Raw genomic sequence first — 16670 nt, 5'->3', positions numbered from 1 at the left:
TAATGGCGCCCAAAATATTTATGATGAGCAGCTAATTACCAGCGGCTTATCTTCTCTGGCCGGCGGTGTATAGTCTGTTAGCTTCGCCATGTCATTGACGTTATAAGGGGTGCTTAGCAGCTTAAATAAGCGATCCACCTCAGATAAGTCGCCCGCCTGCGCCTGTTCAATAGCGCGCTGTGCCATGCCATTACGCAGCACATAGACAGGGTTGGCTTGGGCGAGTTGCTCGACCACTTGTGTGGCCGAAAAACGGTGGTCATTTATCGCAATTTGCTCATTGATATGAGCGCGATATTTATGTTGCCAATTTTGCCACAATGTTTGCTGCTCAGCACTGAGCTCCTGAGATATATTGGCAAGTAGCTGATCTTCATGGGAGTGACTACCTGGCTCAAGCACAGCCATAAGAGCGCGAAAACTGTTGGTATAGTCAAGTTTATTGTGCTCAATAATCTCAAGCAGTTCAAAGGCCAGCTTTAACGTGGTATTGATGCTTTCGGTGCTACGCTGATACTGATGCTGACTATTTTGTAAATCACCAAGCCCTTCCCAAGGCAGTCCTAATTTACGACAAATACCGTGTTGATAGTGGCGCATAAAGTGAGTTTCATACTCAGATAAGGCGGTGGCCAAAGTTTGTCGGTCTAAGCGCTCTTTGCACGTGCCGAATAAGACCTTATCCGACAGCTGCATAAAATGCATCATCCACACGTTTAGGTTCCAATGGCCGATGGCGGGCTGATTTTGATAAGTATAACGGCCAGAGTAATCAGAGTGGTTGTTAATCCAAGCAGGATCAAAGCGCTCTAAAAAACCAAATGGTCCATAATCTAAGGTAGTACCGGTAATAGATAGGTTGTCTGTATTCATAACACCATGAGCGAAGCCAACGAGCTGCCAGTCAGCGATCATGGTAGCGGTATTGGCCACTACAGCAGCAATGAAGTCCGCGACGGGCGTCTTGGAGGTAGTCAGCTCAGGATAGTAAGTCTCAATCATATACTGAGTAAAGCTTGGCAATAAGTCTGGGGCAAAGGTTGCAATCCATTCGACATGACCTAAGCGAATGTGGGTATCGGCTACGCGCATTAAAGCGGCGCCAGTCTCTACGGTCTCGCGGCGTACGGGAGTCTGTGAGGTAACAAAGCCCAGTGAGCTTGAAGAGCGGACACCCAATGCGCTCATGGCATGACCACACAAATACTCTCTTATGGTGCTACGCAAAACGGCTCTACCATCGCCCATGCGAGAGTAGGGTGTCAAGCCGGCACCTTTAAGATGCAAATCGGTCAGCTCTGAGTTTTTGTCAATGACCTGTGCCATTAATAGCCCGCGGCCATCACCTAATTGACCGGCCCATTGACCAAACTGATGGCCGGCATAAGCCATAGCCAGTGGCTCGAAGTCTTCAGGAACCTTATTGCCTGATAAAATATCTACCCAGTTGTCCATAAGCTCAGAAGATTGATCCCAACCAATTTGAGCGGCAACTATTGGGTTAAAGTGTCCAGCTTTTGGGTTATCCAAAGCTGTGGGCATTTGTTGGTTGTACAAGCGAGGATCAAGTTTGGCGTAGCTATTATGGTATTGCATAAGTATCGACTTTTTAAGAATTTAAAGATGGGTGATAAAAAGATGGATGATAAGTTGTCTGATAGAAGTCTAACAAACAGAAGTTTAACAAACCTGATGGCCGCTTATTGTGGTCTGACTGTTATGGTTGGTTGCACAGTTTAAGCAAAAAAAACCCTTCACCAGAGGTAAAGGGGTGGAGAAAGCATACGCTTGTTATTATTATTGTTTTAATATTGAGCTTTATTTTTATTGTATTTTATTTTTATTGGGTCGGTGGTGTAGAGCAGTACTTCTACAGCAAGCTGCTCTACCAGGCTAAGCTTAGTTAACGAGGCTAACTGGGCTTATAATTCAATTGTTTAAACGCCTGCTTTAAGTTACGATTGTGAGCGAATATGCGCTGCTCCAAGATTTTGTATTGGTCTCTTAACACCTCATCTACCTCATGCAGACGCTCAGAGAATTCCGCCTTCTTCATTTGAATGGCTTTGGCTTTTAGGGCCTGCCATTCTTTGACTGTCTCATTAAACTGTTGGTACTCAAAGTTGATTCTATCGCTAAACTTCTGTAAGTTGCTTGGCAAGTTACTGTCTAACACTTGTCCTTGCTCATTGGTAATCTTAGCCAACTTATTTTGAGCACGTTTAAACTGCATTTGTACTTCTGCATGCTTAATAGTCATATCATCAACGGTACGAAGCTCAGAAGCTAAGCCTAATTTTGCCAATGCTGCGATTAACCATTTCGTGGGGTCGTACTGCCACCATTTGACGCCATTACGATAATCGTATTGGAAGAAGTGGTGATAGTTATGATAGCCCTCACCCCAAGTAGGAATGGCAAGTATGAAGTTATCACGCGCAGTATTGGTGTCTGTATAAGGGCGTGTACCATACATATGGCATAAAGAGTTAATAAAGAAAGTAAAGTGGTGGTTGATGACCAAGCGCACCAGACCTGCAAGCAATAAAGTGCCCCAGACATCACCGATAAGCCAGCCAATAGCACCAATCAGTCCCACGTTGGTAGCCACTACCCACAGACCATAGTATTTATGCTGAATTTGCAGCACCTTATCCTTGGTTAAGTCAGGGATGTTTTTATAGTCAAAATTACCGCTTGGGTAGTTTCTTAACATCCAACCGATATGGCTGAACCAAAAACCACGCTTGGCTGAGTAAGGGTCATCCATAGGGTCATCAACATGGCGGTGATGAGTACGGTGGCCCGAGCACCAATCAAAAGCAGAGCCTTGTACTGCTAATGTGGCACCCAATAAGAAAAAGTTGCGTACAGCAGGATGTGCCTTGTAAGCACGATGCGACATGAGGCGATGATAGCCTGCGGTAATACTCATCCCGGTCCAAACCGCCACGGCACCGAAAGTGAGCCAAACAGGGGCACTGACCTTATGGGTAGCAAGATACCAAGGTGTAATCAAAGCTGCGGCAATGGGCGTGGCTACTAAGACAGCGGCAGGAATCCAGTTAATGGGGGCGCGCTTAAACTCAAGCTCTTTGGCCATCAATTCACTGTTTATCTCGTTGGTTTCAAGATGGGCGTAAGCGTCAGCACCTTTTGCCGATAGTGTAACCCCAGGCTGATAGCTCAAACGCTGACCCTCATTGACTGGCTTGTTTTTATTTAGCACAGACAAAGGGATTTTGGCCAAAGCATTGGCTATTTTTTTGCCGGTAAATACCGCACGACTGGCACTTAGCTTGGACAGCTGAGCACTTGAGCGCAAAATACTTAAAAGGCTTGTTTTGTTTGTAGGCATTCTTGGGGCGTTCCTTGCATTACATATACATAGTTTTGACTTGATAGAAGTAGGATACCTCAAATCAGCGATAAAGTGAACACTTATACACTAAGAATTTGAAGAAATAAGGCGCAAATAAGGGGTTAGTTACCTATATTAAACACTCAATTAATAGCAGGGTAACAAAAGCAACTACCCCTTATACACCAGGATATTGACAGCTATTGCTGTAAAAATAAAGTGGGATAATCGGTAATGACATAATTCACCCCAAGCTCAATGAGGTTGATCGCTTGCTGCGGTTGATTTACTGTCCAAGCTGTGGTCGACAATCCATAATATTGGCACCTTTGGATAACTGAGGCATTAAACAAAGGATAATAAAGACCGAGGCTGCTACAGCCTAAGCGTGCGGCAAGCGATGGGGTGTCATACAGCATCTGATGAGTGCTAAGCGGTAGCGTGTTTAAACGATCAGCAGATGAGGACTCAGTTAGGGTCCCACTGGGCGAAAAAACAGACGGTAGCTCAGATATTGACCAAGATAGCGGCTCGACCAAAAGCCCTCGGGGTAGGTGGCTTAAAAATGAATCAATTTGCAAATAATAATGAAGGTGTAAGTCAAAGCTTGTTAAGGTAATTGGCAAGCTGTCAAAGTCTGGGTGCGCTAAGCATCGTCTTAGAGCCTTGATCAGCGCTTGATAGTTAGTGCGGCTGTGGGTTTTGATCTCAAGCTCGATGTGCTGATAAGTGCTCAGCCATTTAGGCATCTCATCAAGAGTGACAATGGCCGGCTGACTGGCCGCGCTATTTTTTTTATTTAAACGCTTAATCTCAGCGGTACTCAACTGATCTATACGCGATTGTCTACCATATAGCCTAAGCAAAGATTCATCATGAAATACCACAAGATGGCCATCGAGTGTCAGCTGTACATCGAACTCTATGCCGACTAAGTGATTTGGAAAGCTTTGCTGTAACCGCTGGGTGTGCTGAAAGCCAGCTTGTGTGTTTTCAAAGTATTCGCCCCGTGCCCCTCGGTGTCCGAGCAGGTGGCTGTTATGAGTATCAAGGGCGCAGGTTACGCAGGAACGGCTCATAGATAAGCACTCGCATAAATTAATGGCTAAAGTGGATAAAAGTTTGAACATATCTTGAAGGTAGGACAATCATTTTACAAACTGTAGATATAAATTGACACACACCGGCATTACAATACGCTTACAGTAATACTAATTAACAAATGCTAAATGTTTGGCGTATAATACCAAGCGACATGGCTTATCAGCTTGTCTTTTTTAAAAAAGACTTATGTATCAGTCTGGTAGCAGCTTTTTACGGACACTTTCAAAAATGGATTTGTTAAGTAAATAGCAAGTATTATATTAGTAAGACTCCTTAGTTCGTAGTTTGACGAGCATAAATACATTATTAAATATACGACTTACCTTGCAAAAGCTAATGTGGGTCATCTAAGAGGTTACAATGAAGTTAAGTTTTGATCGCGTTTCTCGTCCTGCCAGCTTAGTTGGTGTTGTGATACTGTGTGGCCTAACCGCAGTAGGGTGTAGTAAAAAAGAGGAGTCTACCGCTGACAAAGCAGAAGAGGCCAAAGTTGAAGTGGCGCCAGCGCCTGTCGTGGCATGTAATGATCAAGTGGCCTTAGCTCAGTTGACTAATATGGTGCAATCAACGCTGACCGGTCAATCGCAAAAGCTATTTAGCGCTTATGCTGAAAGTGCAGGCGAAAGCTTGAGCTTAAACAATGTCAATACCGCTGTGGGCTCTGTGTTGGTGGATATTGCCAATCCTACTATTTTGCAAGAAGCCAATGCTCAAGGTATGGTGACCTGTAACGCAAGCTTAAGCTTAACCTTACCCAATCAAGATGTAGCGCGTGCTACCCGGGTCTATGCCTCTTTAGAAGACCGTAACTTAGCCGACTTATTGCAATCAGAGAACATTACCTTAAACAACAATATGTTGGTGAGCAATAACTTCAATTATGTGGTTGGTATGCAAGGAGGGCAAGTAACAGCGCGTTTAGTCGGTCAGCCTGCTATATTGACCGCCGCTTCAGATATCATTGCAAAATCTCAATTCCAAGCGGTATTAGAAGCCAATCGCGCTGCCCCGCAGACCAATAAGCCAAGACCGGCACCAGCCTTACCTGCTGAGCCTAAGCAGCCCGCCCAGCCTCGTGTGCGTCCAGAGCCTGAGCAAAAGCAAAAAGCACCTGCTCGTGAAACGCAGCCTGCCCGTAGCGCTGAGCCAAAAGCTGCCACCAAGCCAACAGAGCCTTCTGTGTCTACTGACAACACTAAGCCCAGTGTCGAAAAACCTGCAGCCACTACCGCACCTGCTCAGTCTGCTGAAAAACCTAAATTGGTTGTGCCAAAAGATGACAACATAGAAATGGTGATTATTGAAGAAGATGGTACCTACTAAGACGCAGCTTCTCGCCATCCATGATGAGCATTGAAGCGTTGCTGGTATTATTTGCCTAGCATAAAACAGCCCTCAATTTGAGGGCTGTTTTATGCTTAATTTTTATTTTTTTAGCCATTGAATTTATCTAAGATGTTTTTGTCCCATAAGACTTCTTGGGACTGCTCAAGTTTGGCACAATATCTTGAGAGTACAAACAACCAATCAGACAAGCGGTTTAATAACTTAAGAGAGGGGCTAGATAAAGCGTCAGAGCTGTGATTGACTAGGTGTACCGCTTGGCGCTCAGCACGGCGACAAACGGTACGAGCGATGTGTATTTGGCTGACCAAGATAGACCCTGCTGGTAATATAAAGTCCTTGAGCGCTGGCAAGTGCTGATTGAGCGCATCAATCTGATCTTCAAGCCAAGTGATGTGTTGATCGGATATGCCTTTATATTCAGGCATGGCCAGCTCACCACCGACATTAAATAATAAATGCTGCACAGTGCTTAAGCTGTTTTGTAATTGGGCATGCGTGGGCTGATTATCTAATGGCTTAGGCAAGCGTGTTAGGTTATTGAGATGGGCGCTAATCATACCCACATGAGCATTTAGCTCATCCACATCCCCCATAACGACAAATATAAGATCAGATTTGCTGACGCGATTGCCATTGGCTAGGCCAGTGGTGCCATCATCACCTGTGCGGGTATATATCTTGGTTAATCGGTTACCCATAACAAGGAACTCCGTTAGTAATAAAAAGGGGCCAAATAGGCTAGGCGCATCATAACCCATGGCCATGAAATATAGCAATTTTTGTCAAGCTTAGGTAAGATGGCCGTCATTAAAACAATAATCAGTTGTTGGCTTTTTATACTCATTTGAACTTTAAGGTTTTTTTATTATGTCCTCACCTGCCAAAATCGCACAAACTCCTGAATTTTTATCAAAACAGCTACTGCAACAGCAGGCGGCATTGAAGATCTATGATTCGATGACCACCAACAAGCGCAGCTTTGAGCCATTACAAGCGGGTAAAATTGGCATGTATGTGTGCGGTATGACAGTTTATGATTATTGTCATATTGGTCATGCGCGCGTTATGGTCGCCTTTGATGTGGTGTCTCGCTGGTTGCGTCATCTGGGTTATGAGGTCAATTATGTGCGCAACATTACAGATATTGATGACAAGATTATTGCGCGTGCCAATGAAAATGGTGAGCCGATTGGTGAGTTGACCCATCGTTTTATTAAAGCGATGCATGAAGATGCGGCGGCTTTGGGCTGTGAAAACCCCGATGCTGAGCCACGCGCCACCGAGCACATTGATGAGATGCTTGATATGATTGGCACGCTTGAGCAAAAACAGCATGCTTATGCCGCCTCTAATGGTGATGTCTATTATGCCGTTGATACCTTTGAAGGATATGGCAAGCTGTCTAAGCGCAAACTAGAGGACTTGCAAGCTGGCTCACGTGTGGATGTGGACACCGATAAGAAAAACCCATTTGACTTTGTGCTATGGAAGGCGGCCAAAGCCGGTGAGCCTCAGTGGGCATCAAGCTGGGGTGGTGGCCGACCTGGGTGGCACATTGAGTGCTCGGCCATGTCGACTAAGTGCTTGGGTAATAGCTTTGATATCCATGGCGGCGGTCACGACTTACAGTTCCCGCATCATGAAAATGAGATTGCCCAATCCGAAGCGGCTACGGGCTGCACGTATGCTCATAACTGGATGCATGTGGGCTTTATTAACGTTGATGGCGAAAAAATGTCCAAATCATTGGGCAACTTCTTCACCATTCGTGAAGTGATGCAGAAGTTTCATCCTGAGACCATCCGCTTCTTTATTTTATCAAGCCATTATCGCAGTCAGGTGAACTTCTCTGATGCGGCGTTAAAAGAAGCACATTCTGGTTTGACCCGTATCTATCAAGCCCTAAAGGCAGCCGATGCCGTACTAAATACTTCAGTGAGTGCTGCTGAGTCTATTGAGTCTATCAATGCTGAGCACGCCGGTACCCACAGTGCTGACTTTATCGCCGCGATGAACGATGACTTCAATACCCCCCAGGCCATTAGTGTGTTATTTAGCTTGGCAAAAGAGGTCAATAAACTGGCCCGTGACGCGGATGATGCTGACACACAGGCTCAATTACAACTGCAAGCTGTTCAACTAAGAGCGCTGGCAGGCATCTTAAATATTGGTCAGTTAAATCCTGCCGAGTTCTTACAGGCACAAATTGGTGAGGTGGCAGAGGGCCAAATGAGTGATGAGCAAATTGAAGCGTTAATTCAAGAGCGCCTCGACTCTAAGGCCAATAAAAACTTTGCACGTGCTGATGAGATTCGTGATTTATTGCAAAATAGCGGTATTGAGCTTGAAGATGGTAAGCTTGGTACCACGTGGCGCCGCACCTAATCTGTTAGGCTGCTTGAAGATTAAGTGGCCCCAAATAAATTGGCGGTAGCGTCAAACCCAAAAATGGCCACTATTAGCAAACTTACGTACCATAAAATACGTACCCTAAAATACGCACCATAAAAGTGTCATTAGAAATCAGATAAAGGTAGAGCGCTATGACATCGCAGACAGACCAATATCCTTCTAACGGCACTTTTTTGCGCCTGCTGATACCGCTTTGGGCGGTGTGCATCGCCGTTGTATTGATGGCTAGTCCCCTAAGCGCCTATGCTGCTGAGTCTAGTGTTATCGAGCAGCCCGTTAGCTTAGTGGCCTATGTCAAGCAGCAGATGCAGAAGCCCCAAGCTGACACGCTGACACCCACCCGCAGTTTGTTGGCCCAAAATGAGCTGACTGGCGAATTTAATGATGCTTATTTTGCGGTTAATAAGCTCAATGCAGGGCTACCTAAGCTTGATCCTCCGCCAAATTTAGAGACACCACTGGCTACGCTGGATTTTTTTAACAGTGCCAGTCTAAAAAGTGACTTTGCGCTGGCAAGTTATGCACTCAACCTCAACTCTATAGAAGATGACCTACAGGTTAGTCATGCTTCAGATTTGGCACAGAAGCTGGATTACTTGCTAAGTGAGCAAGGCCTGTATGTCTTCGATGAGTTGCCTGATCGCTCAGATGGCTTGATTGAACCAGCATTGGGCGGCTCTAATCCCATACAAGGTATCGCTAGGCGCTCCATTAAGCTTGGCAGTATCAATTACAAAAATCGCAGCGTACCGCTTTATTTAGAGCGGGTGCGTGTCGAGGGTGAAGCACCAGTTTGGGTTTTTTCTTCACAAACTGTCGCCAATATTGAGGCGCTATATAGCATCCATAAGCCTGCCGGCTTTGAGCGCTATCTGCCAGAGGTATTAACGGCCAAAGTTCTTGGTATCAGTGTCTGGGAGATACTGGTGCTCATCGTATTTATGTTCACCACTATGGGACTTGGCTTTGCGCTTAGTAAAGGGGTAGCAAAACTTAGTGATTGGTATGTCACTCATGCCAAAAAGCGCGGCAATACTGAGGAGTTGTCTTTACACAGTAAGGGTATTACTGACTTTTTTTACAAAATTACCGTGCCGCTTACGGTCACTATTAGCTTGTCTTTAATGTTTGCCCTTGTTTCAGGGAGCCTGCCTAAGGTTGAGGCCATAGGTACCTCAACACGTCCCATTATCTGGATTTGTTTGATCATAAGCGGGTTGTGGCTGGGCATACGTGGTATTAATTTTTTTGCCAATCGTTATCAAGATTATCAAATCGATGCGCTCGATGAAGAGCAGTTTAGTATTCAGCGTGAGCGTATGACTTATGTGTCTATCTTTAGACGCATTTTTATCTTTGTCATGGTCATGGGCGGGCTGTGGATCAGTCTGGCTGAGTTTACTGACTTAGAGGGGCTAGGTACCACGCTGCTGACCTCAGCAGGTATTGCCGGTGTGGTGATAGGTATTGCGGCACAGCCCACGCTTGGTAATATCATCGCTGGTTTTCAGGTGGCAGTGACGCAGCCGGTGAGAATCGGTGATACCATTATGGTCGATGACATTTGGTGTGAGGTTGAGGATTTACGCTATACCTATGCGGTGCTCAAAACTTGGGATGACAGACGCCTGATTGTGCCCATGAAGTACTTTGTGACCGAGGTGTTGGAAAACTGGTCGCACACCAATACCCAACAATCAAGCGCCATCTATTTGTATGTCGATTATGGGGCCGACATTGATGCCATATCCGATAAATTCTTTGAGTTGGTAAGAGCACATGAGCTTTATAATGTAGAGGTTGAGCCAGATTTTAGAGTCATAGACGCCACTAAAGATGGCATCACCTTACGCGGAAAAGTCAGCTCTGATGGACCTTTAAATGCTTGGAATTTAGAGTGTGATATCCGTCAGCAGATGCTGGCGTATTTAAATCAGCAGCACCACATGCATCTACCCACTGACCGCATTACTTTAACCCCTAGACCGCTAAGACACGGCTCTGACAACCGCTAAACCCTAACTTTTTACTTCGAGCGGTTTATTTTTAAAAAACACGCCCCATTAAAGGCTTACAGTGAATGACACGCTGCTAAGTGTGACTATTGTAATAATGAAGTGAACACTGACGGATTAAAATGGCAATGTCGCAGATAGCTTTGTATTTATCTGTTTAAGTCTTTATCTGTTTATGTCTTTATGCCAACTTATAGTGACGGAATGCGGTGATCATCCTCACTGGCATGGCTTTTATTTATTAGTAGTTATCTTTTAAGTATTTAGACCGCTTACCAAGTGAAATTCACCTGCTCAAAAAACAATTATTTTGCTATAATAGATTGCTTATTTTTCCCAGCCAAGAGGTTTGTATGTTGCGAATCGTAGATGATGCCCTAACTTTTGATGATGTATTACTTTTACCAGCATATTCTAATGTGCTTCCTAAATCAGCTTCATTGACGACGCGATTAACCGAAGATATCTCATTGAATCTTCCAATCATTTCTGCAGCAATGGACACAGTGACTGAGTCAGAGATGGCCATCACCATGGCACAGCTTGGTGGTATGGGAATCGTGCATAAGAACATGGATATCGATCGCCAAGCGATGCAAGTGCGCCGTGTCAAAAAGTTTGAAGCCGGTACCGTGGTTGACCCCATCACAGTGACGCCAGACATTAGCGTGGGTGAGTTACTACGCATTACTCACGAAAATAATATCTCAGGGGTACCGGTAGTAGAAGCCGGTAGTGGCCAAGTCGTGGGTATTGTTACTCACCGTGATGTGCGCTTTGAGACCAATCACAACCAGCCTGTAAGTAACGTGATGACCCCGCAAGACAAGCTGGTGACTGTCAAAGAAGGCGAAAGCAACGAAAATATCAAGAAGCTACTCCATGAGCACCGTATCGAAAAAGTGTTGGTAGTAGATGATAACTTCAGCCTAAAAGGTATGATCACCGTTAATGACTTTAACAAAGCGGAGAACAACCCTAACGCTTGTAAAGATTCTCAAGGTCGCTTACGTGTAGGTGCCGCAGTTGGTACAGGTGCAGACACTGAAGCACGTGTAGAAGCGTTAGCAGAAGCTGAAGTGGATGTGATTGTGGTCGATACAGCCCACGGTCACTCACAAGGCGTTATTGATAAAGTACGCTGGGTGAAAAAGCACTTCCCGCACATCCAAGTTATTGGTGGTAACATTGCAACAGGCGATGCGGCATTGGCTTTACGTGATGCCGGTGCCAACGCTGTAAAAGTGGGTATTGGCCCAGGTTCAATCTGTACTACTCGTATCATTGCTGGTGTGGGTGTGCCTCAGATCTCAGCGATTGATAACGTAGCATCAGCGCTAAAAGACAGTATTCCATTAATCGCTGATGGCGGTATTCGTTACTCAGGTGATATGGCCAAAGCCATTGTTGCTGGCGCGTCATGCATCATGGTAGGCTCATTATTAGCCGGTACTGAAGAAGCGCCAGGTGAGGTTGAGCTGTTCCAAGGTCGTTATTACAAGGCTTATCGCGGTATGGGTAGCTTGGGTGCGATGTCAGGCTCTAACGGCTCATCAGATCGTTACTTCCAAGATGCCAAAGACGGTGTTGAAAAACTGGTACCAGAAGGTATCGAAGGCCGTGTTCCTTATAAAGGCCCCGTAAGCGGTATTGTTAACCAAATGGTGGGCGGCCTACGCTCTTCAATGGGTTACACCGGCTGTGCTACCATCGATGAGATGCGTACTAAGCCTGAGTTTATCAAAGTTACTTCTGCAGGTATGAAAGAGTCGCATGTTCACGATGTGCAAATCACCAAAGAAGCACCAAACTACCGTATTAGCTAATCTAAGGTAGGGCTTAGTATAAAGTTGCTAAGGCTGGGCTAATATACAATACATTGGCCTGGCTGTTTGACCTTGATAATAAAAGCTTTACTCTGCTTGATAAGCTTTGAAAAAGACCAAAAGAGAATATCTTTTGGTCTTTTTTTTGTAGTATATTAAGGCATAATAAAGTGTTGACTGATTTTTAATTATTTGAGGTATTTATGAGCTATTTCGGTACAGATGGTATTCGTGGTCTTTTTGGCAAATTTCCTATTACCCCAGATTTTGTCTTAAAGCTGGGTTATGTCACCGGTCAGGTATTGGTGGAACAAAACCCCAACCCTAAGAAAAAGCCGAGCGTGGTGATAGGCAAAGATACCCGTTTATCCGGTTATGTTATCGAAGCAGCCCTACAGGCAGGATTCAACTCGGCTGGGGTAGATGTGCACATGATTGGTCCGTTGCCAACTCCGGCTATTGCGCACTTAACCCGCAGCTTCCATGCAGATGCTGGGGTGGTGATTTCAGCCTCACACAACCCTTATTATGACAATGGTATTAAGTTCTTTGCTGCGGACGGCCGCAAGCTTAGCGATGAGATGCAAAATGCCATCAATGATAAGCTAAAAACAGTGGTTGAAGGCCATGCCGATTATACGCAAGATGATCCTGCTCAGCTTGGCAAGCATTTTCGTATTAATGATGCCAAAGGCCGTTACATCGAGTTTTGTAAAGGCAGCTTTCCCTATCAGTATGACTTATCTAATTTGACCGTGGTTATCGACTGCGCTAATGGTGCTGGTTACAGTGTGGGGCCTCGAGTACTGCGTGAGCTGGGTGCCAACGTTATTGCCATTCACAACAAGCCTAATGGCATTAATATTAATGATAATTGCGGCTCAACCCATCCAGAAACCCTACAAAAGGCGGTGCTTGAGCACAAGGCTGATGTGGGTATTGCCTTAGATGGAGATGGTGACCGTATTATTATGGTCGATGAAAAAGGGGTGGTGGTCGATGGCGATGGTATCTTATATATCCTGGCCACTAAATCAGAGGCCAAGGCTGAAGGTGTGGTAGGTACTCAGATGAGCAATATGGGGCTGCAATTGGCATTAGAGGCAGCCGGTATAGCTTTAGAGCGAGCCAAAGTGGGAGACCGCTATGTGATGCAAGGCCTAGAGGCCAAAGGCTGGATTTTGGGCGGTGAGCCATCAGGTCATATCTTGTGCTTAGATAAAAGTCGCACTGGAGATGCGATTATTGCCGGCCTTCAAGTACTGGCGGTCATGGCGCAAACTCAAAAGAGCTTAAGCCAGCTGACAGAAGGCTTTAAGCTGTTGCCTCAATGCCTAGTCAACGTACGTTTAGAGCAAATGCAAGATCCTTATGACTTCCCTGAGTTGGTGGCAGCCTTTGAGGCGGCCTCAAAACAGATTGAAGGGCGTGGCCGTATCTTAATTCGCAAGTCAGGTACTGAGCCGCTCATTCGAGTGATGGTTGAGCTGGATAATGCAGAAGAGTGCGACAAATTAGCACATGAATTAGCAGATAAAGTCAAACAGGTGATGGCTTAATCAGTCAGTGCTGTTGGGAGTCTCCAACGGCTCTTGATATTCGATGGCTTGTTCGATGGCTTATTCGATGAGCTGTCTGACTACCTCTAAGCGAATACTCACATATTAAGGATGCATGATGGATTTTAGCGATAAAAGACTGTCTTATGAAAAAGGCGCTTTGCACGAAGAGATCTTACCACAAGAGCCTTTTGCTATGTTAAAACAGTGGCTTAATGAGGCCATAGAACAAAACGTACCCGAGCCTTATGCCATTAGTTTGGCGACTTGTGGCTCGGATAATATGCCAGCGGTCAGAACCGTATTGGTACGTGAAGTTACTGAGCTTGGCGTTGTATTTTATACCAATTACTTAAGCCATAAGGGTCAAGATATCGAGCAAAACCCGCATGCTGAAGCTTTGTTTTTTTGGCATGACATGCAGCGTCAAGTGCGTGTGCGCGGCGTCATTACTAAAGTCGATCGCGCCAAGACTGAGGCTTATTTTCAAAAGCGCCCTTATGAAAGTCAGGTGGGCGCTTGGGTGAGTCAGCCTCAAAGCGGGGAGGTCGCCAGCCGTGAGGCCATGGATGAGATCTTTGCCAACTTAAAGCAAAAATTCCCAGAAGGTGATACAGTACCCACCCCTGAGTTTTGGGGAGGGTATGAGATTGCTGCTACTGAAATTGAGTTTTGGCAAGGACGAGCCAATAGGTTGCACGACCGTTTGTTATACTCAAGAGCATCGACCCAAGACACGTGGCAGATTACCCGTTTATTGCCCTAGTCGATGATTGCTAGCGCAGTAAACGCCTTGGTAATTACCAAGTGATAAATCTAGTAGATATTAAATTCGATGGTTTAGGATGTATTAATGACCCGTTTTGTCAGTTTTAACATTAATGGTATTAGAGCCCGTCAACATCAATTAGAAGCGGTAAGAGATATTATCGACCCTGATGTGATGGGACTGCAAGAAACCAAGGTTCATGATGAGCAGTTCCCTTTAGAACTGGTAGAGTCACTGGGATATCATGTGGAGTTTTTTGGTCAAAAAGCTCATTATGGGGTGGCTTTGGTGTCTAAAGTAAAACCCATATTCGTCCAAAAAGGCTTTCCTGATGAGCCAGAAGATGCCCAAAAACGTTTCATTCATGCCCGCTATGTGTTTAACGGGCAAGAGGTGGATGTGTTAAATGGCTATTTTCCCCAAGGTGAAAGCCGCAATCATGAAACCAAGTTTCCTATGAAGCGCGCTTACTATGCTGATTTAAACCAGTATATTGATGCCCTAAAGGCAGAAGGTCGCACTCTTATCATTATGGGTGATATGAACATTGCGCCGGAAGATAATGACATTGGCATTGGTGAAAAAAATGCCAAGCGGTGGTTAAGCCAAGGCAAAACCTCGTTTTTACCTGAGGAGCGTGAGTGGTACAGTGCGCTTATGAGCCGTGAGTTATCAGACACTTACCGTATTCATTATCCAGACGCCAATGACACCTTTAGCTGGTTTGACTACCGTAGTCGCGGCTTTGATGATGACCCTAAGCGTGGCCTAAGGATTGATCATATTTTGTGTACTCATGATATTGAGGACAAATGTATTGATGCTGGTATCAGCTATGAGCTGCGTGCTATGGAGAAGCCCTCGGATCATGCGCCAATTTGGGCTTCATTTAAGTTCTAATATAATAGAGCTGTATGTTATCTAAGAAAAATCATTAATCAGTTATAAAAAGGACCACTATGCCAGTAGGAAATATTGCCCCACCTAGCACCATTCATGCCATCAAAGGCGTTAAAATCGGTATTACTGCCGCTGGCGTACGTTATAAAAATCGAGATGATTTGGTGGTGTTTGAGCTAAGCCCGACCGCCGCGGTAGCCTGTGTGACAACCAGCAATCAGTGCTGCGCAGCGCCGGTATTATTGGTGCGTGAGCATTTGGCTCAGTTAGCCGCCAATAACAGCTCGCCACGTTATCTGCTGATTAACACCGGTAATGCCAATGCTGCGACAGGTGATGAAGGCCATAAACGTGCCTTACAAACTTGTCAGGCGCTGGCAGATAAAGGCGCTGTAGAGAGCACACAGGTGCTGCCTTTTTCAACGGGTGTGATTGGCGAGACTATTAATAGTGAGGCCATTATTACCGGCCTAGATAAATGTCTGGCTGCATTAGGAGCAGATAATTGGCTGGCTGCCGCCAATGCCATTCGTACTACAGATACCATTCCTAAGCTTGACAGTCAACAAGTACAAGTGGCAGATGGCATCACTTATCATATTACTGGTATTTCAAAAGGCGCGGGCATGATTCGCCCGAATATGGCGACCATGCTTGGCTTTGTGGCAACAGATGCGCCTATTGCTCAGCCTTTATTACAGCAGATATTGGTGGAATTGACCAATCAATCGTTCAACCGTATCACCATTGATGGTGACACCTCAACCAATGACTGCTGTGTGCTGATTGCGACGGGTGAAGACAGCAGTCATGTGATTGATTCAGAGCAGCATCCGCATTATGCTGCTATTTATGAGGCGTTAAAGCAAGTATTTTTGCGTTTGGCAACCTTGATTGTCAGAGATGGCGAGGGGGCGACCAAGTTTATTACCGTTAAGGTTACGGGCGGTAAGACCACAGAGGACTGCTGTGACGTGGCTTATGCGGTGGCTCATTCGCCACTGGTTAAAACAGCCTTTTTTGCCAGTGATCCAAACTGGGGCCGCATTGTAGCAGCCGTTGGTTACTCTGGGGCAAAAAACTTAGATGCCAACTTAGTGAGCGTTAAGCTAGATGATGTGGCAATCTGTACTCGTGGCCAGTTGGATAACAGTTATAGTGAAGCACAAGGCCAAGCAGTAATGAGTCGACCTGAGATTACCATTCACATTGATTTGGGTATGGGATCAGCCACAGATACGGTCTACACCTGTGATTTATCACACGAATACGTCTCTATTAATGCCGACTACCGCAGCTAATTCATTAAAATGTTATCAATGGGTAATTAGTTTAGTGAATTACCCATATCCATTGACATTATTAACCTAATATTAC

At 45.3% G+C, this 16670-nt stretch carries 12 protein-coding genes; 8 read left to right on the top strand and 4 right to left on the bottom strand.

From position 1 onward, the window contains the following. Nucleotides 1-18 precede the first annotated feature (18 nt). From DLE54_RS06205 to DLE54_RS06195, 3 genes are all read right to left on the bottom strand, one after another. Nucleotides 19-1596, bottom strand: a complete 1578-nt coding sequence (locus tag DLE54_RS06205; protein ID WP_110816611.1) for a protein adenylyltransferase SelO — start codon at nt 1594-1596, stop codon at nt 19-21. Nucleotides 1597-1912: 316 nt separating this feature from the next. Next, nucleotides 1913-3103 carry an acyl-CoA desaturase gene (locus DLE54_RS06200; protein WP_110817331.1) on the bottom strand — a complete coding sequence of 397 codons (1191 nt, stop codon included), beginning with the start codon at nt 3101-3103 and terminating at the stop codon, nt 1913-1915. 458 nt (nt 3104-3561) lie between these two features. After that, on the bottom strand, nt 3562-4440 hold the full coding sequence (locus DLE54_RS06195; RefSeq protein ID WP_162617734.1) for a glycerophosphodiester phosphodiesterase: 879 nt from the start codon (nt 4438-4440) through the stop codon (nt 3562-3564). 385 nt (nt 4441-4825) lie between these two features. Here DLE54_RS06195 and DLE54_RS06190 point away from each other — a divergent pair, with 385 nt between their 5' ends. Further along, entirely contained in the window at nt 4826-5788 is a 963-nt protein-coding gene (locus tag DLE54_RS06190; protein WP_011960517.1) for a hypothetical protein, read from the top strand. Nucleotides 5789-5898: 110 nt separating this feature from the next. Here the strand turns inward: DLE54_RS06190 and DLE54_RS06185 are convergent, their stop codons facing one another. Continuing rightward, entirely contained in the window at nt 5899-6510 is a 612-nt protein-coding gene (locus DLE54_RS06185; RefSeq protein ID WP_110817330.1) for a cob(I)yrinic acid a,c-diamide adenosyltransferase, read from the bottom strand. A gap of 169 nt (nt 6511-6679) precedes the next feature. Here DLE54_RS06185 and cysS point away from each other — a divergent pair, with 169 nt between their 5' ends. From cysS to argJ, 7 genes are all read left to right on the top strand, one after another. Then, on the top strand, nt 6680-8197 hold the full coding sequence (gene cysS, locus DLE54_RS06180) for a cysteine--tRNA ligase (RefSeq protein ID WP_110816609.1): 1518 nt from the start codon (nt 6680-6682) through the stop codon (nt 8195-8197). Nucleotides 8198-8355: 158 nt separating this feature from the next. After that, the gene (locus DLE54_RS06175; RefSeq protein WP_110816608.1) at nt 8356-10239 is read left to right on the top strand and encodes a mechanosensitive ion channel family protein; all 1884 of its coding nucleotides are present in this window, start codon (nt 8356-8358) and stop codon (nt 10237-10239) included. Between the two features lie 353 nt (nt 10240-10592). Then, a complete protein-coding gene (gene guaB, locus DLE54_RS06170; protein WP_110816607.1) occupies nt 10593-12065 on the top strand; it encodes an IMP dehydrogenase in 1473 nt (490 codons plus the stop codon). A gap of 203 nt (nt 12066-12268) precedes the next feature. Further along, nucleotides 12269-13624 (top strand): phosphoglucosamine mutase, encoded by a 1356-nt coding sequence (gene glmM / locus DLE54_RS06165; protein WP_011960512.1) that lies wholly within the window; start codon nt 12269-12271, stop codon nt 13622-13624. A gap of 118 nt (nt 13625-13742) precedes the next feature. Beyond that, complete coding sequence (gene pdxH, locus DLE54_RS06160; RefSeq protein WP_110816606.1) at nt 13743-14390, top strand: pyridoxamine 5'-phosphate oxidase; 648 nt, start codon at nt 13743-13745, stop codon at nt 14388-14390. A gap of 87 nt (nt 14391-14477) precedes the next feature. Then, the gene (gene xthA / locus DLE54_RS06155; protein WP_110816605.1) at nt 14478-15293 is read left to right on the top strand and encodes an exodeoxyribonuclease III; all 816 of its coding nucleotides are present in this window, start codon (nt 14478-14480) and stop codon (nt 15291-15293) included. A gap of 59 nt (nt 15294-15352) precedes the next feature. Beyond that, on the top strand, nt 15353-16594 hold the full coding sequence (gene argJ, locus DLE54_RS06150; RefSeq protein ID WP_110816604.1) for a bifunctional glutamate N-acetyltransferase/amino-acid acetyltransferase ArgJ: 1242 nt from the start codon (nt 15353-15355) through the stop codon (nt 16592-16594). Nucleotides 16595-16670 lie beyond the last annotated feature (76 nt).

It is taken from the genome of Psychrobacter sp. YP14, assembly GCF_003209315.1.
Taxonomy (GTDB): domain Bacteria; phylum Pseudomonadota; class Gammaproteobacteria; order Pseudomonadales; family Moraxellaceae; genus Psychrobacter; species Psychrobacter raelei.
This window is presented reverse-complemented; position numbering and strand designations above follow the sequence as displayed.